Below are 16189 nucleotides of genomic sequence, written 5' to 3'. Positions count from 1 at the left end.
TTTATTGTCGATATTTTATTAAATATCCATTCTGGAAAGTCCTTCTTTCAGTCTTTTGATGAGTTCGGGTGTTTCAAGACACTCCAAAGGGCTCAGGCCATCAAGAGCTGGCACTTTGCGGTGTATCCATTGCAGGCTCGCTTCTCCTAACCTTGCATACATCACTTTGGCTATATCGGTATGGTTCTTCAATGATTGTTCCAAAATTTTTTGACTTTCTGAATTCGTCCAGTAAGTTTCCGTTGCCAAATTTACCAATGTATCCCAAGCCTGGCTTCCGTTGCTGTCAAAATATTGTTCAAGCTTATTCATAGTCTGATAGGTTAGGGTTATATGCTTCAAATAATAAAAACTTATTATTTGAAGGGTCTTTAAATGCAATGCTTTTGCCCAGTGGATATTCAAAGACTGCTGCGCTTATTAAGCGTCCTGTAGTTTCAAATTCTTTTTGTTTTAATTTATCGAATGTAGCAGTACAGTTGGCTACTTCCAGTTCAAATAAGTATTCATCTGTGTCAGTAATGGTACCTGTTGTCAACAAAAGTATAAAGCTGGAATTGTCTTTGGCAATTAATGAAATGGTTTCCATACCGTAATCCTGGTAAAACTCAAAAAGCCCCAGTTCTTTACAATAAAATCTTTCCGAATCTTTTATGGAGCTGGTTTTTAATCTCACAATTACTTTGTTCATAATTTAGCAATAGGTTAGGAGTGACTAATAATCATCTATTAAAACAACAGTAGGATTGTAAAATTCCCTGTAATATTTCTCGATCAAACCAGTTACTCTTATGCGTTCTTTCCGACTCATCTTCTTGCCGGTACTGTCCCACTGTTTTATTGATCTTGTAAAGATAGCACCATGTGCTGCGTCGATGGTACAGATCAGTCCCTTTTCGTTTTCCATAAATAGTAGATTATCACCTCTGAATAGAACACGTATACCATATTGGTTCCCTGCATGGTCAGTAACCCGATGTACATTTTCACTGTTCATTTGATCTTCTAAAAAACTTCCCATAATATTTATCTAGTGTGGTTGATTATAATGCTTTTGCCCGATTCATGTTAAACGTATTTTTTAGTGTATCCTCGATTAATTTCCTGGCTGAGCCCATGCCATGATGATCTACGTCGTTTGCCAAGATTAGCAGGTCTTTCAGGTGCTTTGCGACAGCTATCTTATGCTGAAATCCTTTTTCCACGCAATCCCTTAGCGATAGTATCCAGTCCCTGCTATCTGGACCCAGATCTAATAGGATGTGCAGGATAATATTATTCCTGAAATCTGTATCAGTATCACATTCGGTTAATAAGGTGAGATGGTCTTTAAGGGTTACTGTCTGCCGGATTTGATGGAGAACATTTTTTCGATACGCATCGCTGATGAGGGGAAATTCCTGAACCAAAAGCCGGGTGCAATCAATGATAAGCGATTTGTTTCGCTGAAAAAAGACGTCATATTTTTGCATGGCAAGCTTCCGCCAGTCGGAATCATTGAGGTCAATTTTCTCGTCCAAAATCCACCTATCAGCATTTAGCCTTTCATCGGTTTTATGGATAGTATTCATTAATCTTTTATATGGTTCATTTCCTTCGGGAATCATTATTCAATCATTAGAATTAATATCTCTTTAAAAATGGAATTAGTCCGGCAGGTATCTGTCGACCAATTTACCAGATCGTTCAAAGCCTGGCTGCCGCTATCATCAAAATATTGTTCAGATCTGTTCTTTGTAGAATAGGTTAGTTAAACTATTAAAATAGCAGTTTATAATCAATTATCAAAAAGATAGTATGTGCTCATGTTTATATTGGATTCAATTTCGGCCATACACACCCTTATTCTGGTAATAGCCGAATCTTTGGTTAATGACAATTCATACCGCAAGTCTTCATACTGAAAAATGATCCTATCTATTTGTTCTTGGTTATAAAGCGCATAATAAATTCGAAGGTTTATAAAAGGAGTTAAATGCGCTTGTATATCAGCGGTATTTTTAATAGCTGATTGAACAGGAATTTTTTTAGCCAAATAACCAATATTTTGAGGATAGTTAAAAACATCTAAATCAATGTATGCTATTTGTGCCGGGACCTTAATGGTCTGGGCAATAAAGCCAATCATAATACCTCTGTGCTCGATTTCAATTGGGAATTCATCAATTTCGTCATATTCATACTCAGACAAAAAATCTTCAATTTTGATTTCAAATATTTTTTCGAAATCCTTTTTGAAATCTTTGTTTCTTATATCCTCTTGAAAGAGATTTGAAGCTATCTTATTACTTTCCATCGTGCTCATAATAAATTGTTTGCTCTTAATGTGTCATCAAAATCGCCATCACTTTCCATCTGATCTATAATTTTTTTGCTCAGTTCTTTTGGAGTCAACTTAAGAGATGCTTGTCCAAATACCGGGTGAATAGTATAATTCATTCCCGGATGACTTTCTTTTATCCATTTTAGAAAAACCACGGTATCGACCTTATTCAATCTTATTGGCGTTTCACAAGAATTTAAGTAAGCTTCCATATAATACTCATCTTGCCATAATAGCAAGTTATTACTGCCGTCATTGCCAACTATTACCTGGAAAGTGTCCTCAGAAGTAATGGTGTTAAGAAAATTCTTCTCTCTTTTTAAATAGTCTGAGTTTTGAATATTTTGCTTTTTCATCAGTATATAATTTGATTTTTTAATGGTTATGAAGCTTGCAAAGCCTATTCATTATGTTTTAAGCGGTAAGCTTATGCAGGTTTCATTTCAATACATATGCTTAATTAGTGATGAACCTTAAATATTCCTATATTATAGGTTTATGCTTCCAGATCAGGGAATTCAACCATTTTGTATCGATCTTCATAAATCGAAATATTTAGTTGAACTTTTGACTGTAATTGTATCAACAATTCTGATTGAAAAGCAACTTCCTTTTCTAACAATTGATTCCAATACTCCGGTTCCTCTGAGAAATTTTCGTAATGGTCCAGCGTGTCTATAATACCAAGAAACAGCGCAACTACACTTTCTTTTTTATTGTTGTCAGCCACAGCATTATCAAAAGCATCCAATATAAAAATTGGTATCTGCTCCAGTTCTTCAAAGTCATCCGCATATTCGTCTACTTCAGCAGTACTTTTTTCCATAATTTCCTGATAGCTGGTTGTGGATTCTCTAATAATATCGGCTATCAACTTTTCTTTGTCAATAGGAGATTTTATATACTGCTCGATCACCATTTGCCATCGAGGTAATTTAAAATAGAAAACCAGCGCCATTAGCTTTAATTGCTTCACTTGTTCCACGGAGAGATCTTTAAAACCTTTTTGTAAGTTTTCCGTGAGTTTTTTAATATGCTTTACAATATCTATCATTTTTGTTTTTTTAGAAGATTTATAACGAATAGTTTCTAGCAGGGAAGCCACCAGTGCATAAAAGATACTTTCCCATCCCTGAAAAATATTTTGATATGCCCGTCAGAAATTCCCTCGCTATCCTCTCTTAACTGAATAACCCACAGTTTTCCTTCTTTGTCCATACCCAGCCTCCCGCTTACAGCTGTAGGAAACAGCTGTTTGATATCATTCATGGTCGTATTGGCATCTATACGGATACCTTTATAGGTGATAAAATTTCCATCCTGGAACCGAAATTCATCTACAGCTACGCTATCTTTACTGGTTTCAAAGCGGGAACCATCCTTGTACAGGTATTTATCGTCGGAGGCTTCAGTATCAAAAATGGTGACACAAGGTGTTTCATCTTTCAGAAATTGTATACTGTCGGGCTTGCCAAATACTTTTTCAAACTCAGCCATGGTAAAAAAACGTTTCAGCTTACCATTAAATCTTATATCTGCTTCCTGCATCACATCTCTTTGCTCATAACCGGATCCGGGTTTGGCAATAGCTGTTTGAGTGCCACACAATGTATATAGATCATGCTTTTGCAAAAGGGTGGTATCATATTTTAAAACCAATGGTTTATCGGGGTCATTGGTAATGTCTGTCAAGCGCTTGGTTTGCCTGTGGAATTCTAACCAGCCTACAGCATTTTCTGTGAGCTTTTTATGGGCCGGATCTTCCGAAATATCACTGAGTACATACAATTTAATCTTTGCTTTTTCAGCTGTAAGGTATTCAAGGCGGACTTTTACAAGGGTATCGCTAAAATGTTTCAGTGCAACAGCATTGCTGGATTTTACGATTGCTGACAGGAGCCCGTCGCAGGATATTTCTTGGCCATCCCTGGTAATAGCTGTTTTTGTGTTGTCGGCAGTACCGGATGTTTGCGATTGATGATTAGAAGGGCCCTGGCATGAAAGCAATACCAATACCATAAAAAGTGCTAAAATTCTTGACATATAATAGGCGTTATGAGCTCATTTTTTTTAATTTCACTTACCCCCAAAAAACTTGCCTGGTTCTCGAGGATATAAGGTAAGTTGTGGTTACCAAACATTCAAAATACCATCATTGGGGGAAATTGGGAAGATTTCTTTTACCTGGATTTCATGCGAACCAAACTTGCCCAACCAGCCTACCACTACATTTCCTTTTAAATAAATGTCAATTACATCTGAAAAAAAGATTGGAAAATTTTCTATACGGCTTTTAAAGTACAATTCGTTTAAAGTCTCAACAAAAATTCTTCTCAAGTACAAATCCACCTGTACTCCAAATTTAGAATTAAAGTTTTGCTGTATTTTATCAAAATCAAACTTATAATTTGAAATATAGGCTTTAACAATTGTATCGGTCAATTTATTCCAGGTATTTTCAAGTTCGCTCCTATGATTTAAAGAAAGGAAAAGTTCTTTGCGACGCCCTGCTTCTATGAGCAGATTGTCTAAAGTTACAAAACCTCTAACATCCCTTTTATATGCAAGTTTCTTTTCAGCCTCGTCTATAGTATGTACTAATTCTATTCTATATTGTGTATCGAAAGCTGAGCTGACACCACAGTTTTCAAACCAATTATTTCCAATCATTTTTTCAGCCATTATTTTTATTTCAGGTGTCAAGATGATCTTTTGTCCAAATAAATTATCTAAAAATCCCATATTTAAATTTAATTGATGGTGTGCTAATCTTCCAACATTAACACGGACTACTTTATCCCCGATGTCGCGGATTTGCATTTTGTAGGAACTACACACCTGCGCCATCGGGATTTGGGATGCCTAACGGAACATTGCGAACAGCTAATTGGTGATAACACCAACAACGGCGAAAGACACGCACCACTATGAAAATTATGTGGATTGCCCAAAATATAATCCACAAGATTTATTAATTTGTATATTTTTTTCGATAAAAATATACCCTATGGCATCTGCCAAAAAAAGTATATTTTTATACCCGCTTGGGAAATTGCCTCCATAGAATTGCATAAAAAAATCAAATTCTTCAAAAGCTAGTTCTTCCTGTAAAAACTTGGGTTCTCCTCCCAAAAAAGTTTCTTTATCTGTACCATCAGCAACTGTAATTTCGTAAGCTGGTATTTCGTACTTTGAGAGGTTTATGGAATCATTTTCCTTTCTATGAAAAATAATTTTTGTATTTTCTTTTATAATATCTAATTCATCTGCATCATCAACATTATAAATAACCTTATCTAAAAAATAATCTCCTTTTTCTTTACTGTATGTACTAAAAACGGAAAAAAAAGTATTTTTCTCCAAATCAATTTTCAAGACTTTAGATATAATCTCTGATGGTAGACTCAATATTAATGTCATAGGATTCTCTGAACCGTCTTTTGGCCAATAATCACTAGAAATAAATGATTTGCCTCCAATTCTTGGTAAAAGTGAGTTGCTCTCACTTGTTTTATTGAATTCAATATATTCCATAATATTAATGATGGCTTTTTGCTTTTAGTTGTTTATAAAATTCCCGGATGTCGCAGATTTGCCTTCCGTGGCTTTATCTATTAAAAGTCCGCACTATCGGATATTCTTAAGTTCTTGTACATTATTGTTCAGCTCGACACTGTTTAATATTGCCAATTCTTTTGCTGTATGTTTTAATAATTCTAGTTCAATGTCGTTAGTGAGTTCTGTCATAAAATTAGTTTTTCATTTTTTCAAACTTCCCGGTTTTGTCTAAAACGTAGGTTTCGTCTTTAAAAATTGGCTTTTCTGCATTCATCCAATTTGAACTGGTTACCACTATTTTGTCTTTCTCTATTTTGCTCGTTTTCCCGAATGCGGATTCCGCAATTTCATCGTAGGCAATTTCCAGTTTATCAATTATTTTGTCGTTCTTGTCTACAGTAAGCAATATTGTGAACAGTTCGTTTTCACCGCCCTTATAAGTAATCACAACCGAGGTAAAGTTTTCGGAGAAAGGTATTTTGTAGTTTAACCTGAAATTTGTTGCATCCTTACGTCTGGGGTCGAACTTGATCCTTTTCAGAAAACCCTTGTCACGCATCCCAAATTTTTCAAAATTGTCGAAGTTGGTACTGTCTGTTATTGGAAGATTCCGTTCAACAAGACTTCCCGGTAAGTTTGTCTCAACATTGGAAATTTCTTTGTCTGTTTGTGTATGACTACTGTCTTTCGCAGTGCCTGTCGTTGTTAGTGATGTTTTTGTAGTTTCCTTTTCATTCTGGCTGTTGCAAGCCGTGAAAAGAAATACGGTTATCAAAATTAATATGGATCGTGTATTCATCTTATCGAATTAAATAAGGGTTGTATTATTTATTTTATTTGAAGTATTCCCAACTTCCCATTATAGAAATAATTTCCGTTTTCTGTAATTAAGTAGCATTCCGATGTAGACTTAAACTTCTTTCCACCAAACTGGTAGTAAAACATTTCGTGCATGGTTCCAAGCCTGCCGGTATTTGTCCATTTGTAAATTATGCTTTCATCAAACTCATTCAGTTTCTTTAATTTTTCATCCATTTTTACATCCGCAATGTTCCTGGCTGCAGTAGTGTCAGCTTTTATTTTTGAGTTGTAATCAGGTGCTAAAAACATGATATCCTTGATGATGAGATCATTTTTTTCGTTTATGAACACCGATGATTTTGAATCTAAGGTTTCTGAATGATACGTTTTGCCGTTAAATACATTTTTAAGCGCAAAGCTGTTTTTTATGCTCACCTCAGTCGCCGTTTTTTCATTACTGCCTGGGGTTTTAGTTTCGGAGTAATTATGATGAGGCGTTTGCGTTAAATAGACCGAGTCGCTTAAAAAAGTGATGAAAGGAAATAGTGAGACTGAATCTTTCTTCTCAATGAAAATAACCTCGCCGTTTTCAATTAGTTTTTCCAGGGTTAAAATATCAGGATGCTTATCCTTACTTGTGCAGGATTGAAAAAGAAAGGCTATTGCCAAAAGTAAGATGATTAAATTTCTCATTGTTATTCTATTTTCGAAACTACTTAATGATTAAACATAAATTTCTCTTTAAAATCTCCTTTTTTATCAATGCATATGATTCAAAACTGGATTTCAAATGCGTTTGATATCGGGTACTGGATATGCTGTGAAAGGAATATTTTTACTATACAACTAAACTGAAATAATTGGAACAAAGGTCAAATGTGAATCAGGTGTATGCTCAACAGCAACTTTAAAATTTTCTGTACAAAAAATATGTCCTAATTGTGGTGTTCTGAATACATCATTCCCATTCCAGCTGGTCAGATCTAAAGTGATATGGTTATATTCATCAGGAACTTTTTTGGCTTTATCAATGACTCCTTTTGCCGTGTCTGTTGGAGAAATAATCCAAATTTCATCCATTTCATTGGCAAGTAGTTCGTCATGCTTTCCTTTCAATATAAAGTCCTCGGGTTCACCAGATTTTGGCTTATGAGGTATTGGTTCTGCTATTGCCCAATCCTGCCAGTCAAGAGGTATTATTTTTTTCTTTTTACCCTTTGATAAATTCAAGCCTTTAAGCTCATATTTTTCCAATGCTTGTTTTACGGAATCAACAACAGCAATATATTTATTGTAGGAATAAGCAGCCGGTAAAAATGGCCCTATCCTTTCAATATTTATTTGATCACTTTCTTTGGAAATAAATCCATACAAAAGAATATTTCCGTAATCTCCCCATGGAGCTTTTCTATTCCTTATTAAATAAAAATTCATTATCAATAATGTTTTGGTGTGAACTTTTTCTTATCCTTTCTTAAAACCAATGCTGTTTATTTTATCATCCTCCAATGTTTTTTTGAGCTGTCCGGACACAATAATTTTATTGTTTTCCGCGGAACGGACGATATGGTACTGGTAACCGTATTCCTCCAAAGGCCCTGTTTTTAGAACAGTTTTGGAGAATTTATAGGAACCGTCAACAGGGTGTTTGCTATAAACAGATAGATCAAGGTCGTAACAATCTATTTTATTGAATACGTTGAGTGCAAAATAGCTGTTATTTTTCTGCCCTTGATAGGTAAATGCTGTTTCAAACAGCTGCACATCGGTTTTACAATGTGCTTCAATAAGTTTTTTAAAGCGTTCGCTGATCAAAATGCCTCCGCCCACGGTAGTCAGCACATCGAGCGTTATCAGGCTTTCATAAGCGACTTTACTGTTTTCTGCATCTTCATAAACGAGTTTTATCCCTTCTGCTTCACGGATAAAATTACCGACAGCTAGATATGAGCCATTGATCTGGTTTTCTAAGCTGTATTTAAGCGGTAGATTTGGTTTACTCTTTACCTCTAAAAAATAATTCATAGTGCATTTGTTTTTGTTTAGTCACAATTAGTTACAGCGTTTTACCCACCTCTTCAAATTTTAGCCCTTTTATATCATTTATTTCAAATAAGGTCTTAAAGGCATCGGTACAATAGTAAAAATTGATGAGCTTTTTATCTCTGAATATTTCTAGTTCCCCTATATTTTCGCTGATAAATCTGATGTTGTTGCTTTTCAGCATTTTCATAGATTGCTGATAATCTAAATTTGAAAAATCTATTGCCTCAATAGCATTTAAGACATTTAAAAAGGAAAAGTTTGGCTCACCCGACTCTATTGCAACAGGTAGTAGCTCTACATTCGGTAGGGAGAAAAGATGATCAAACTCTTTTTTTATAAACAGCATGTTTCCATAGTTTCTGGCATCGAATCCGTTACTTTTAGCTTGTTCGCTATTTTTCTCACTTTTAACGGGAGTAACATTTTCTAACAGTTGGAACCTCGGTGTCTTCCATATTCCAGTCAAGGGTTGCCCTTTAAAATCCCTGAATTGATGAATAGTTGTTTCCTCTTTAGCGGAGATATGCTTATACGTATGGTCAGCTTCGATTTTATAAATTGTCATTCGCTATCTTTTTATCTTTTATTTGGTCGGATCCACTGGGTAAGATCATTCTGATTGTACTTTCATTTTTTTTAGATGATTATTCAAGGGCAGGATTTCTTCATCATATTGATTGGAATACACAAACGGGAAATCTTCAATAGAATAGATATCTATTCCATTAAACGTTTTCAGGATTTCAGAGATAACAGACTGCTTTGAAAAAACTATTGATGCACGATAAGCAAAATCCTTTAAAACGAAGACTTTTCTCGCACCACCATCCCGGAGCTTTATATCCGGGAATAAATAGTTTGTACTGCCGTTTACTTTTGTTCGTATACTCGTCTGTTTATTAAAATCAAAGAGATTATCGTCAAACAGACCAAAGCGGAGTGCAACATATTTTTTCTCGGTCAATGAATTGCCATCTACGTCCACGATCTTTATATCGGCAAGTTCAAATTGGTTTTTGTTCAGACCGTTTTCTAATAAGAAGTTAAAAAAATCTGCTGATAATATTTTTACATCTGAACCGTATTCTAAATAATGAAAATCTATATTTTTTTGCTTCTTCTTGAATGTTAAGAACAGATGCTCAGGAAATTTATATTTTTCTTCTACAGGCGGAAATGGAATGTCTTTATAGTCCAATGCTCTCCATTCTGATAATGAAAAAAACTTTGCCCTTTTCGATCCATCAAATGAATCAAACAAAACAATATCGTCCGATAAGGGAACACCCTCCATTTTCAAGTAACCTCTTTGAAAACTTATAAATAACTTGTTCTCCATGTTTTTAATTAATAATGTCTGCATTGAATTGATTTTCATCTCATTGGACTAAGCCTCATAATGCTCCAGATACTTATCTCTGAACACAAAGGCTTCTGAACTTTCATCAACAACGAAATTCACTATTCGTTTTTCCACACTTCCATTATCGCCACTATACTTTTGCGCATCGAAGGATGCGGGGAATGGAAACTGATTGATGGCTTCAAAGTCCATTTGCGGTTTGATGCTGTCAAGCTCTTCTTTGGTTATTTTCTTAGAGCTTTCTACCAAATAGCAACCAAACATATCGTACACGATATTTGCATATTCAGTTGGTGTTATCGATTCGTTGAAAGCATTCGAATCGCAGAAAATAGACACTTCTTTTGTGGTTAATCCTTTGTATTTGCGATCTCGAAAGGCTGGCTTAAATTTGACCGTATCGGTATTGTAAACAGAGTCGTAAAAATATTTATGTGTGCTCCTGATGGTATCAAAGTACAATGTGAAGCGAAAATTTCCTTTCTGCATCAGCTTCTTTGGCACCGGCAGATTTGTCCAGATAAAATCGAAAACCAATTTGGCTATTTGTCCGTTTACCCTTGGCCGTTTCAATAAAATGGAGGCTCTTGACAGGCCTTCTTCATCGTCAATGCTCCAAAATCTGTTAATGGTTATTTCCATATCGTATGAATGTTTTTAATGTGCTTTTCCATATCCATAAACCTTAAAATGCGTCTTCGCTTTTTCATATTCTTTTGAATTGCAATTGAACTCTAAATTCTTTTTGTTCTTGAATATAAAAATTAATTTTCCATCCTTATATTCCAATTCGATGTCTTTTATGGCTACCATACCTTTAAAAAAGGATGAACCAATAATATTGAAATTGACCTTTTCCGAAATGAAATCAATTGATCCGCAGGGGCTGTTGCTCGACTCAATGTTAAGCCGAAGGTAGTTCTCGCTAATCATATCATGCGATGTAATGGTCATATCTGCTGTTAGGTTAGTCTAAATCTTCATTGTATATTACTCGTCTGCTTCTATGGTATGGTACACGTCAAAAGCAGTATAGATGCGGGTTTCTTTTAGTGTTCCGTTTTTGTAAATCTCTACTTTTTCCTTATCACCCGTTTTTTTATTGAAATAAATGATCTCCGTCAATGCCCTTTTTCTGTTGTACAGCTCTGTTTTAAAATTTCTGCCATCTACCTGGTAATGAATTGAACTTAGGTTGCCGTTGTCTTTATAGTAATAGCTTTTTGAATTGTAAAAATTGCCATCTTCAATAGTATTACCCTCGTAAACATACTGTGAGGTGTATTTTCCTTCCTGTATAAGCTGCCCTCTGTCATTGTAAATGAAATAATAGGCGCCATCTTTGGGATTTTTCAATTCATAGCGTGTTACCAGTTTGGCCATTTGGCCGGGGTTGCGCTGCAGTCCTTCTTCTGCTTTAAAAATCGTGGTATCGTTTTGTGAAACCCATAGGGTATCGGTATCCTTCAAACCTGTTTTGTTGTGGATTTTGTAAATGATTTTATGCTCGTTTGAACTTTGGACATTTGTTTGACAGCCGTTACATCCGGTGATAGCAATTACCAGAAATATAAAAAGTGGTATGGTTTTAATCATGTTTGTCGTTAATTATGGTCGTCAATGATCCTGACTTTGTAATATTCATACCTATTGCCTGTTTCTTTGTATTGGATGACTTCTCTAAAGTAAAAGGTGTCATCCTCTGTCCAGAATCCTTTTTCAATTACACAAAGCCATTTACCGGTTTTCTTTTTAAAAATTTTATCAAGCTCAAATACTTTCTGGAATTTACCATTTTTCTTTTCCTGGATGAAATGATAAAAGCATTCCTGTCCTTCAAAAACTTTGTTCAATCTGTATTTTCCACTGGGAGAGCTGCTGACCAGATCCGGATTGCCGGTATCATAGGTCTTTTGTCCGGTTTTCAGATCAAAGCTTACATCAATGGTATGGCCTCCTTCCAACAGTAAAATGTCTTCGGTCGGAAAATAGGCTACGAAACTGCAGTCTTCTAATTGATCCTCATTTCCGGTAGAAGTGCCGTTGGAGAAATTGATCTTACTGACCCTTAAATGACCGCCCATTTCTTTAAACTCAACAACTCCTGCCAGCCGCTTTTGTACGGTTTTAAAATCTGTGATTTTCTCTGGCGGCTTGCTAACTTTTGCTTGTTGTGTGGCAGTGTTAAATTGAGCTGCGTTTATTTTTTCTATTGTTATAGTGGCAGGATGGGGAATGGAATTAACAGGGGGAGCTGCCTGAACTGCAACAGGTTCTTTTACCGGTTTGGGATCACTTAGGCTTGTGGTCTTTACTTTTTGCTCACAGGAGATGATAACTGTAGACAGTAAAACAATTGCGGGTATTTTTTTCAGAAACTCGATCTTCATTCTATTGAAATTTATAAGGCTGCTCTTTTTTATATCCATTGGTTGCACAATTTGTTACCCCCATTTTTGTCCTTCTTGTCCATTTTTAGTCTTTCATTTTCAGCTGATGATTTTCTGTCCTGGAACCTGAATTCATCTTCGACTGCGCTGTTTTTGCTACGATCAAAACGCGAGCCATTTTTGCTCAGGTACTTATCACTCATACGAACTGGGGTTTAAATACCCTCAACATTTCAGCAGATCATTTCAGCAAAATGTAGGTTACAGCCCAAATGAATATCGCAACTTAAATTAATAACCATCTTAATGTTCAAAGTGCTTTAAAAATGATGAATTTAATCGCTACTAGTGATGAACTAGAAATATCTTATATCCCTGGTAGAGTAAAAGTTATCGATTTAATAAAAATTAATAATGGGAGATTAGATATGAGTAAATATATTTTACATCAAATATAATCTGTTAAAAAAAATCTCAATTAGGTGATATTTGTTTTTTATCTTTCACTGAATTAAATAGAACGGTTAAACCTTATATGATAGTAAAGCAGCGGTTAAATAGAATTAGCATAATACTGGATGAATTCAATTTTTCACAAAAAGACTTGGCAATATTTCTACAAGTTAGCACTAATACAGTGAGCAGGTGGTGTAGAAATATTAATCAGCCTGATTTGATGAAAATTTATGAAATAGCGAGGTTTTTCAGAATTGACATGCTACGTTTATTTGAGCCCACATCCTGGGAGAACGAAAATGGCTCACCCCCCTATAAATTATACCTTGAAGGGAAAATTAGGATGATGCACGCTCAAAGAAAATCTACTAAAAAAGTAAAAAAACTAGTCCTCAACTAAATAGACTTCAATTCTTTTTATTCCTATTATAGGCAGAAATAAGTCTATACGGTTGATGATTGAGCGCCTCGGTTACCACTTGAAGTTTGTTTCTTTGCTATAAATTCTAACAAAACTGGAGTAGAGAAGATTCAAAATTGTTGATGCAATATTTCTGCAAAATAAATCACTACATCTTCATGTAGTTGTAATCTATACGGTTTAAATAATACACACTAAATACACATTAATACACACTTGATGTACATTAATGTGTATTTAGTGTGTATTATTTATTTTAAGCAAAGGTGTTGAGATTAGGTAGTTTTGCGCAAACTATTTAATACGTAGAATGATCAAATCGCTCAGCACAACACACACAAAGCTAAAAAAGCTATATCCTTTAGCAGATAAAATTAAGCGCTTTCAAAAGTCTTTAAATCTGTATTTACTTATGGAAATAAATCCTCTCCGTGGGTTTTCAATTTTACGATTAAGCTAAATAAAGAAAAAATATTTGACCACTGGCTGTATTTATAATCTGATCTCTTTTGGTTAACTCATTAAAACAGATAAGAGGGGAGCAGGAGTTTAAGGAATTTATAAAAAATCTAATCCTGATTGAAGTTTGAAATCATCTATCTATGAAAAATATCAAGTCACTTTTTTAAAGCCTGCAGGATAACATACAAGACAAAATTATAACATGGTAATATTCTACTAAATCATCATATGAGACACTCTACTAAATTCTATTATGTTAGTTACCTATTGATCTGCCTGCTCTTCGCAGCTCAATTCAGTTATGCTGACGGTTCAAAGGACCTTTATCCAGGCGGAAAAACAGGAAGACGGGCTTATTTACGGGCATATACGTCTCTTAGCGGCAACTGGCCGTTTGCCAACGATGGAATACATTATGTGTATGCCAAAGTTGGTGAAGTCATTACACTAGCCTCTAGTGCACAAAATACAGGGGGAAATTCTCGGATTCGATTATTTGCCCCTTCTGGCATTCAGGTGATAAACAACACTACAGATGGTCAGATCGCTAACAGGGCAGCAGAATTGGCTGGCCCCAGATTTGTTGGGCAGGGGGCCGGAGGGAATAGATATTTACCAATATATCATACGGTTACCACTGAAGGGATTTATCGGGTAGAATTTGTGGCAAGAGGAACTACTGATCCTGGAACCTCTTATAATGCTGATGCAAACTGGACAGAAGCAAATGATGCTGGTATCCGCGCCTGGGATGTGTCCGTAATTAATACTACAAATGATGATTTCATTTCCGGAAGAACTTATGTGAATGTATTAAACCTGACCAATGGACTTACTTCTCCAAATTCTACTGGCTTTGAGGGCATACTACATATTCTAACAAAGGATGGATATACTTACCGTGTAAACAATAATGGTAACAATGGCCTGTATTTCACTTTTTTGGTGAATAACAATGGTTTTTTAAATCCGAGTACACAAGAACCTATTTATAAAAGTTTGAATACCACAACGGGTTTAAGTGGACAAATTCATGATCCTAATACTGCTGATAATTCAAAACAGATCACACAAAAATTGTTTTATGCATTACCGGCAAATGATTTACCTACAACCGCGAGTGGAGCAGTACCCGGCAATAACACATGGCTGAAGAATACAATAGTTTTACCAGAGGTAACTGATGTAAAGTTGGTAGGTGTTGATGGAACGGTAGGACAAGTGAGTAACAGAGGTGGGTATATAAGATTCTCAGCAGGAACACAAGGTAATGTTGCAATTTTAATAGAAAGTACCGACAACCCTGTAGCATTTGCTCCCCGCACAATTACGGGGTTTGCCATCTCAGGTGTTAATAATGTTTTGTGGGATGGGAAAGATGGTCTGGGCGTTTCAATGCCCGCAGGAAATGTTCCGGCTAAAGTCACAATATCTTTGCAAGGCGCTGAAGTCCATTTCCCATTTTTTGATATGGAATATAATAGGTTAGGTACCATAATTGAACTTTTGGACCATAACAACCTAAATAATGTAGTTTCAGATCTCGTATATTGGAACGATACAGGTATTTCTGCTCCAAGCAGCGGAAGCAGTCCTACTCCAATTAATAACAGTCAGTTGGCGCCGGGTAACAGCACGGGGATTTCTAGTAACAGCAATGGGCATATATGGGGTGTAGGTGGTAGCGGAACTGGAGGTCTGTTTGGTGATAACAGGTCAATTGATACATGGACTTTTATTAAGGGAGCTAATGCCGAAATCGTATCTACTCTAGTTGTAAAAATTGCAGATCTGAAGATATCGGAAATCACTCCTAATAAAACAGCCATTGTTCCCGGTGATAATATAACTTATACTGTAAAAGTTAAAAATGATGGGCCAAGTAATGTAGAAGGTGCCCCGTTTACTTTCGTAATACCAACAGGTTTCAATCCGCAATCATTTACATTTTCGGGAAATGGTTGTGGCACTGAAGCATTGGCACTCAGCTATGATGCTGCGACCAGAACATATTCATCTCGTTTAGATCTTCCTAATGGTTGTGAGATTACCTATAACGTTACTGTATCAGTAACCAATACCGCCGTTGCAGGTAATCAACAGGTAACTGCTACTATATTGCGACCTAATGATGTAACAGATCCTGATGCGACAAGTAATATAACACCTATTGTACCACCAACCGATCCATATGTAGAATGTGCCAACAATGGTTTAGGTGTAGCCTGTAATAATATTTTAAATAATACCAACGTCGTATTTACTAATATTCCTTCATCGCCATCAATGCGTCTGACCAAGACGGGTACTTATGCAGATAGCAATAGCGATGGAAAGGTAAACGTTGGTGATCAGATCAATTATACATT

Annotated in this window: 23 protein-coding genes and 1 pseudogene; 3 read left to right on the top strand and 21 right to left on the bottom strand. The window is 35.7% G+C overall.

All coding sequences use genetic code 11. The features are described from left to right. Window positions 1-18: 18 nt before the first annotated feature. From ABIE26_RS25565 to ABIE26_RS25465, 21 genes are all read right to left on the bottom strand, one after another. The gene (locus tag ABIE26_RS25565) at window positions 19-312 is read right to left on the bottom strand and encodes an antitoxin Xre/MbcA/ParS toxin-binding domain-containing protein (RefSeq protein ID WP_310147047.1); all 294 of its coding nucleotides are present in this window, start codon (window positions 310-312) and stop codon (window positions 19-21) included. Continuing rightward, window positions 305-691, bottom strand: coding sequence for a VOC family protein (locus tag ABIE26_RS25560; RefSeq protein ID WP_310147050.1), 387 nt, complete (start codon window positions 689-691; stop codon window positions 305-307). Before ABIE26_RS25560 ends, ABIE26_RS25565 begins: the two co-directional genes overlap by 8 nt. 24 nt (window positions 692-715) lie before the next feature. Beyond that, complete coding sequence (locus ABIE26_RS25555; RefSeq protein WP_310147053.1) at window positions 716-907, bottom strand: hypothetical protein; 192 nt, start codon at window positions 905-907, stop codon at window positions 716-718. A 136-nt stretch (window positions 908-1043) separates the two neighbouring features. Then, window positions 1044-1571 (bottom strand): hypothetical protein, encoded by a 528-nt coding sequence (locus ABIE26_RS25550; protein WP_310147054.1) that lies wholly within the window; start codon window positions 1569-1571, stop codon window positions 1044-1046. Between the two features lie 206 nt (window positions 1572-1777). Next, window positions 1778-2305 carry a hypothetical protein gene (locus tag ABIE26_RS25545; RefSeq protein WP_310147056.1) on the bottom strand — a complete coding sequence of 176 codons (528 nt, stop codon included), beginning with the start codon at window positions 2303-2305 and terminating at the stop codon, window positions 1778-1780. After that, a complete protein-coding gene (locus tag ABIE26_RS25540; protein WP_310147058.1) occupies window positions 2302-2679 on the bottom strand; it encodes a hypothetical protein in 378 nt (125 codons plus the stop codon). Before ABIE26_RS25540 ends, ABIE26_RS25545 begins: the two co-directional genes overlap by 4 nt. A gap of 140 nt (window positions 2680-2819) precedes the next feature. Continuing rightward, window positions 2820-3377, bottom strand: coding sequence for a hypothetical protein (locus tag ABIE26_RS25535; protein ID WP_310147060.1), 558 nt, complete (start codon window positions 3375-3377; stop codon window positions 2820-2822). Window positions 3378-3412: 35 nt separating this feature from the next. Continuing rightward, entirely contained in the window at window positions 3413-4366 is a 954-nt protein-coding gene (locus ABIE26_RS25530) for a hypothetical protein (protein ID WP_310147062.1), read from the bottom strand. Window positions 4367-4453: 87 nt separating this feature from the next. Beyond that, a complete protein-coding gene (locus ABIE26_RS25525; protein WP_310147064.1) occupies window positions 4454-5143 on the bottom strand; it encodes a hypothetical protein in 690 nt (229 codons plus the stop codon). Window positions 5144-5257: 114 nt separating this feature from the next. Continuing rightward, window positions 5258-5857, bottom strand: a complete 600-nt coding sequence (locus ABIE26_RS25520; protein ID WP_310147066.1) for a hypothetical protein — start codon at window positions 5855-5857, stop codon at window positions 5258-5260. Window positions 5858-6074: 217 nt separating this feature from the next. Then, window positions 6075-6680, bottom strand: a complete 606-nt coding sequence (locus ABIE26_RS25515; protein ID WP_310147068.1) for a hypothetical protein — start codon at window positions 6678-6680, stop codon at window positions 6075-6077. A gap of 29 nt (window positions 6681-6709) precedes the next feature. Beyond that, window positions 6710-7375 carry a hypothetical protein gene (locus tag ABIE26_RS25510; protein ID WP_310147070.1) on the bottom strand — a complete coding sequence of 222 codons (666 nt, stop codon included), beginning with the start codon at window positions 7373-7375 and terminating at the stop codon, window positions 6710-6712. 153 nt (window positions 7376-7528) lie between these two features. Then, window positions 7529-8116 carry a hypothetical protein gene (locus tag ABIE26_RS25505; protein WP_310147072.1) on the bottom strand — a complete coding sequence of 196 codons (588 nt, stop codon included), beginning with the start codon at window positions 8114-8116 and terminating at the stop codon, window positions 7529-7531. A gap of 30 nt (window positions 8117-8146) precedes the next feature. Continuing rightward, window positions 8147-8707, bottom strand: a complete 561-nt coding sequence (locus tag ABIE26_RS25500) for an imm11 family protein (RefSeq protein WP_310147074.1) — start codon at window positions 8705-8707, stop codon at window positions 8147-8149. A gap of 31 nt (window positions 8708-8738) precedes the next feature. Next, on the bottom strand, window positions 8739-9293 hold the full coding sequence (locus ABIE26_RS25495) for an imm11 family protein (protein WP_310147075.1): 555 nt from the start codon (window positions 9291-9293) through the stop codon (window positions 8739-8741). Window positions 9294-9338: 45 nt separating this feature from the next. Next, the gene (locus tag ABIE26_RS25490) at window positions 9339-10091 is read right to left on the bottom strand and encodes an Imm43 family immunity protein (protein WP_310147077.1); all 753 of its coding nucleotides are present in this window, start codon (window positions 10089-10091) and stop codon (window positions 9339-9341) included. 24 nt (window positions 10092-10115) lie between these two features. Further along, a complete protein-coding gene (locus ABIE26_RS25485) occupies window positions 10116-10733 on the bottom strand; it encodes a hypothetical protein (protein ID WP_310147079.1) in 618 nt (205 codons plus the stop codon). Window positions 10734-10748: 15 nt separating this feature from the next. After that, window positions 10749-11045: a hypothetical protein gene (locus ABIE26_RS25480; protein ID WP_310147081.1), complete on the bottom strand. Its 297-nt coding sequence runs from the start codon at window positions 11043-11045 to the stop codon at window positions 10749-10751. 36 nt (window positions 11046-11081) lie between these two features. Then, complete coding sequence (locus tag ABIE26_RS25475) at window positions 11082-11687, bottom strand: hypothetical protein (protein WP_310147083.1); 606 nt, start codon at window positions 11685-11687, stop codon at window positions 11082-11084. A gap of 8 nt (window positions 11688-11695) precedes the next feature. Beyond that, complete coding sequence (locus ABIE26_RS25470; protein WP_310147085.1) at window positions 11696-12481, bottom strand: hypothetical protein; 786 nt, start codon at window positions 12479-12481, stop codon at window positions 11696-11698. Window positions 12482-12510: 29 nt separating this feature from the next. Then, the gene (locus ABIE26_RS25465; RefSeq protein ID WP_310147086.1) at window positions 12511-12684 is read right to left on the bottom strand and encodes a hypothetical protein; all 174 of its coding nucleotides are present in this window, start codon (window positions 12682-12684) and stop codon (window positions 12511-12513) included. Here ABIE26_RS25465 and ABIE26_RS25460 point away from each other — a divergent pair. The 3 genes and pseudogenes from ABIE26_RS25460 to ABIE26_RS25450 all read left to right on the top strand — a co-directional run. Then, the gene (locus ABIE26_RS25460) at window positions 12612-12776 is read left to right on the top strand and encodes an AraC family transcriptional regulator (protein ID WP_354376270.1); all 165 of its coding nucleotides are present in this window, start codon (window positions 12612-12614) and stop codon (window positions 12774-12776) included. The genes ABIE26_RS25465 and ABIE26_RS25460 overlap by 73 nt on opposite strands. A gap of 240 nt (window positions 12777-13016) precedes the next feature. Continuing rightward, on the top strand, window positions 13017-13337 hold the full coding sequence (locus ABIE26_RS25455) for a helix-turn-helix transcriptional regulator (RefSeq protein WP_354376263.1): 321 nt from the start codon (window positions 13017-13019) through the stop codon (window positions 13335-13337). 711 nt (window positions 13338-14048) lie between these two features. Then, window positions 14049-16189 (top strand): annotated as a pseudogene (locus ABIE26_RS25450) (hypothetical protein); the annotation flags it as partial.

It is taken from the genome of Pedobacter africanus, assembly GCF_040548825.1.
GTDB classification, from domain to species: domain Bacteria; phylum Bacteroidota; class Bacteroidia; order Sphingobacteriales; family Sphingobacteriaceae; genus Pedobacter; species Pedobacter africanus_A.
This window is presented reverse-complemented; position numbering and strand designations above follow the sequence as displayed.

Coding starts and splice junctions, on each gene's coding strand:
- ABIE26_RS25565 (WP_310147047.1), bottom strand. CDS start 312: ATGAATAAGCTTGAACAATATTTTGACAGCAACGGAAGCCAGGCTTGG.
- ABIE26_RS25560 (WP_310147050.1), bottom strand. CDS start 691: ATGAACAAAGTAATTGTGAGATTAAAAACCAGCTCCATAAAAGATTCG.
- ABIE26_RS25555 (WP_310147053.1), bottom strand. CDS start 907: ATGGAAAACGAAAAGGGACTGATCTGTACCATCGACGCAGCACATGGT.
- ABIE26_RS25550 (WP_310147054.1), bottom strand. CDS start 1,571: ATGAATACTATCCATAAAACCGATGAAAGGCTAAATGCTGATAGGTGG.
- ABIE26_RS25545 (WP_310147056.1), bottom strand. CDS start 2,305: ATGAGCACGATGGAAAGTAATAAGATAGCTTCAAATCTCTTTCAAGAG.
- ABIE26_RS25540 (WP_310147058.1), bottom strand. CDS start 2,679: ATGAAAAAGCAAAATATTCAAAACTCAGACTATTTAAAAAGAGAGAAG.
- ABIE26_RS25535 (WP_310147060.1), bottom strand. CDS start 3,377: ATGATAGATATTGTAAAGCATATTAAAAAACTCACGGAAAACTTACAA.
- ABIE26_RS25530 (WP_310147062.1), bottom strand. CDS start 4,366: ATGTCAAGAATTTTAGCACTTTTTATGGTATTGGTATTGCTTTCATGC.
- ABIE26_RS25525 (WP_310147064.1), bottom strand. CDS start 5,143: ATGCAAATCCGCGACATCGGGGATAAAGTAGTCCGTGTTAATGTTGGA.
- ABIE26_RS25520 (WP_310147066.1), bottom strand. CDS start 5,857: ATGGAATATATTGAATTCAATAAAACAAGTGAGAGCAACTCACTTTTA.
- ABIE26_RS25515 (WP_310147068.1), bottom strand. CDS start 6,680: ATGAATACACGATCCATATTAATTTTGATAACCGTATTTCTTTTCACG.
- ABIE26_RS25510 (WP_310147070.1), bottom strand. CDS start 7,375: ATGAGAAATTTAATCATCTTACTTTTGGCAATAGCCTTTCTTTTTCAA.
- ABIE26_RS25505 (WP_310147072.1), bottom strand. CDS start 8,116: ATGAATTTTTATTTAATAAGGAATAGAAAAGCTCCATGGGGAGATTAC.
- ABIE26_RS25500 (WP_310147074.1), bottom strand. CDS start 8,707: ATGAATTATTTTTTAGAGGTAAAGAGTAAACCAAATCTACCGCTTAAA.
- ABIE26_RS25495 (WP_310147075.1), bottom strand. CDS start 9,293: ATGACAATTTATAAAATCGAAGCTGACCATACGTATAAGCATATCTCC.
- ABIE26_RS25490 (WP_310147077.1), bottom strand. CDS start 10,091: ATGCAGACATTATTAATTAAAAACATGGAGAACAAGTTATTTATAAGT.
- ABIE26_RS25485 (WP_310147079.1), bottom strand. CDS start 10,733: ATGGAAATAACCATTAACAGATTTTGGAGCATTGACGATGAAGAAGGC.
- ABIE26_RS25480 (WP_310147081.1), bottom strand. CDS start 11,045: ATGACCATTACATCGCATGATATGATTAGCGAGAACTACCTTCGGCTT.
- ABIE26_RS25475 (WP_310147083.1), bottom strand. CDS start 11,687: ATGATTAAAACCATACCACTTTTTATATTTCTGGTAATTGCTATCACC.
- ABIE26_RS25470 (WP_310147085.1), bottom strand. CDS start 12,481: ATGAAGATCGAGTTTCTGAAAAAAATACCCGCAATTGTTTTACTGTCT.
- ABIE26_RS25465 (WP_310147086.1), bottom strand. CDS start 12,684: ATGAGTGATAAGTACCTGAGCAAAAATGGCTCGCGTTTTGATCGTAGC.
- ABIE26_RS25455 (WP_354376263.1), top strand. CDS start 13,017: ATGATAGTAAAGCAGCGGTTAAATAGAATTAGCATAATACTGGATGAA.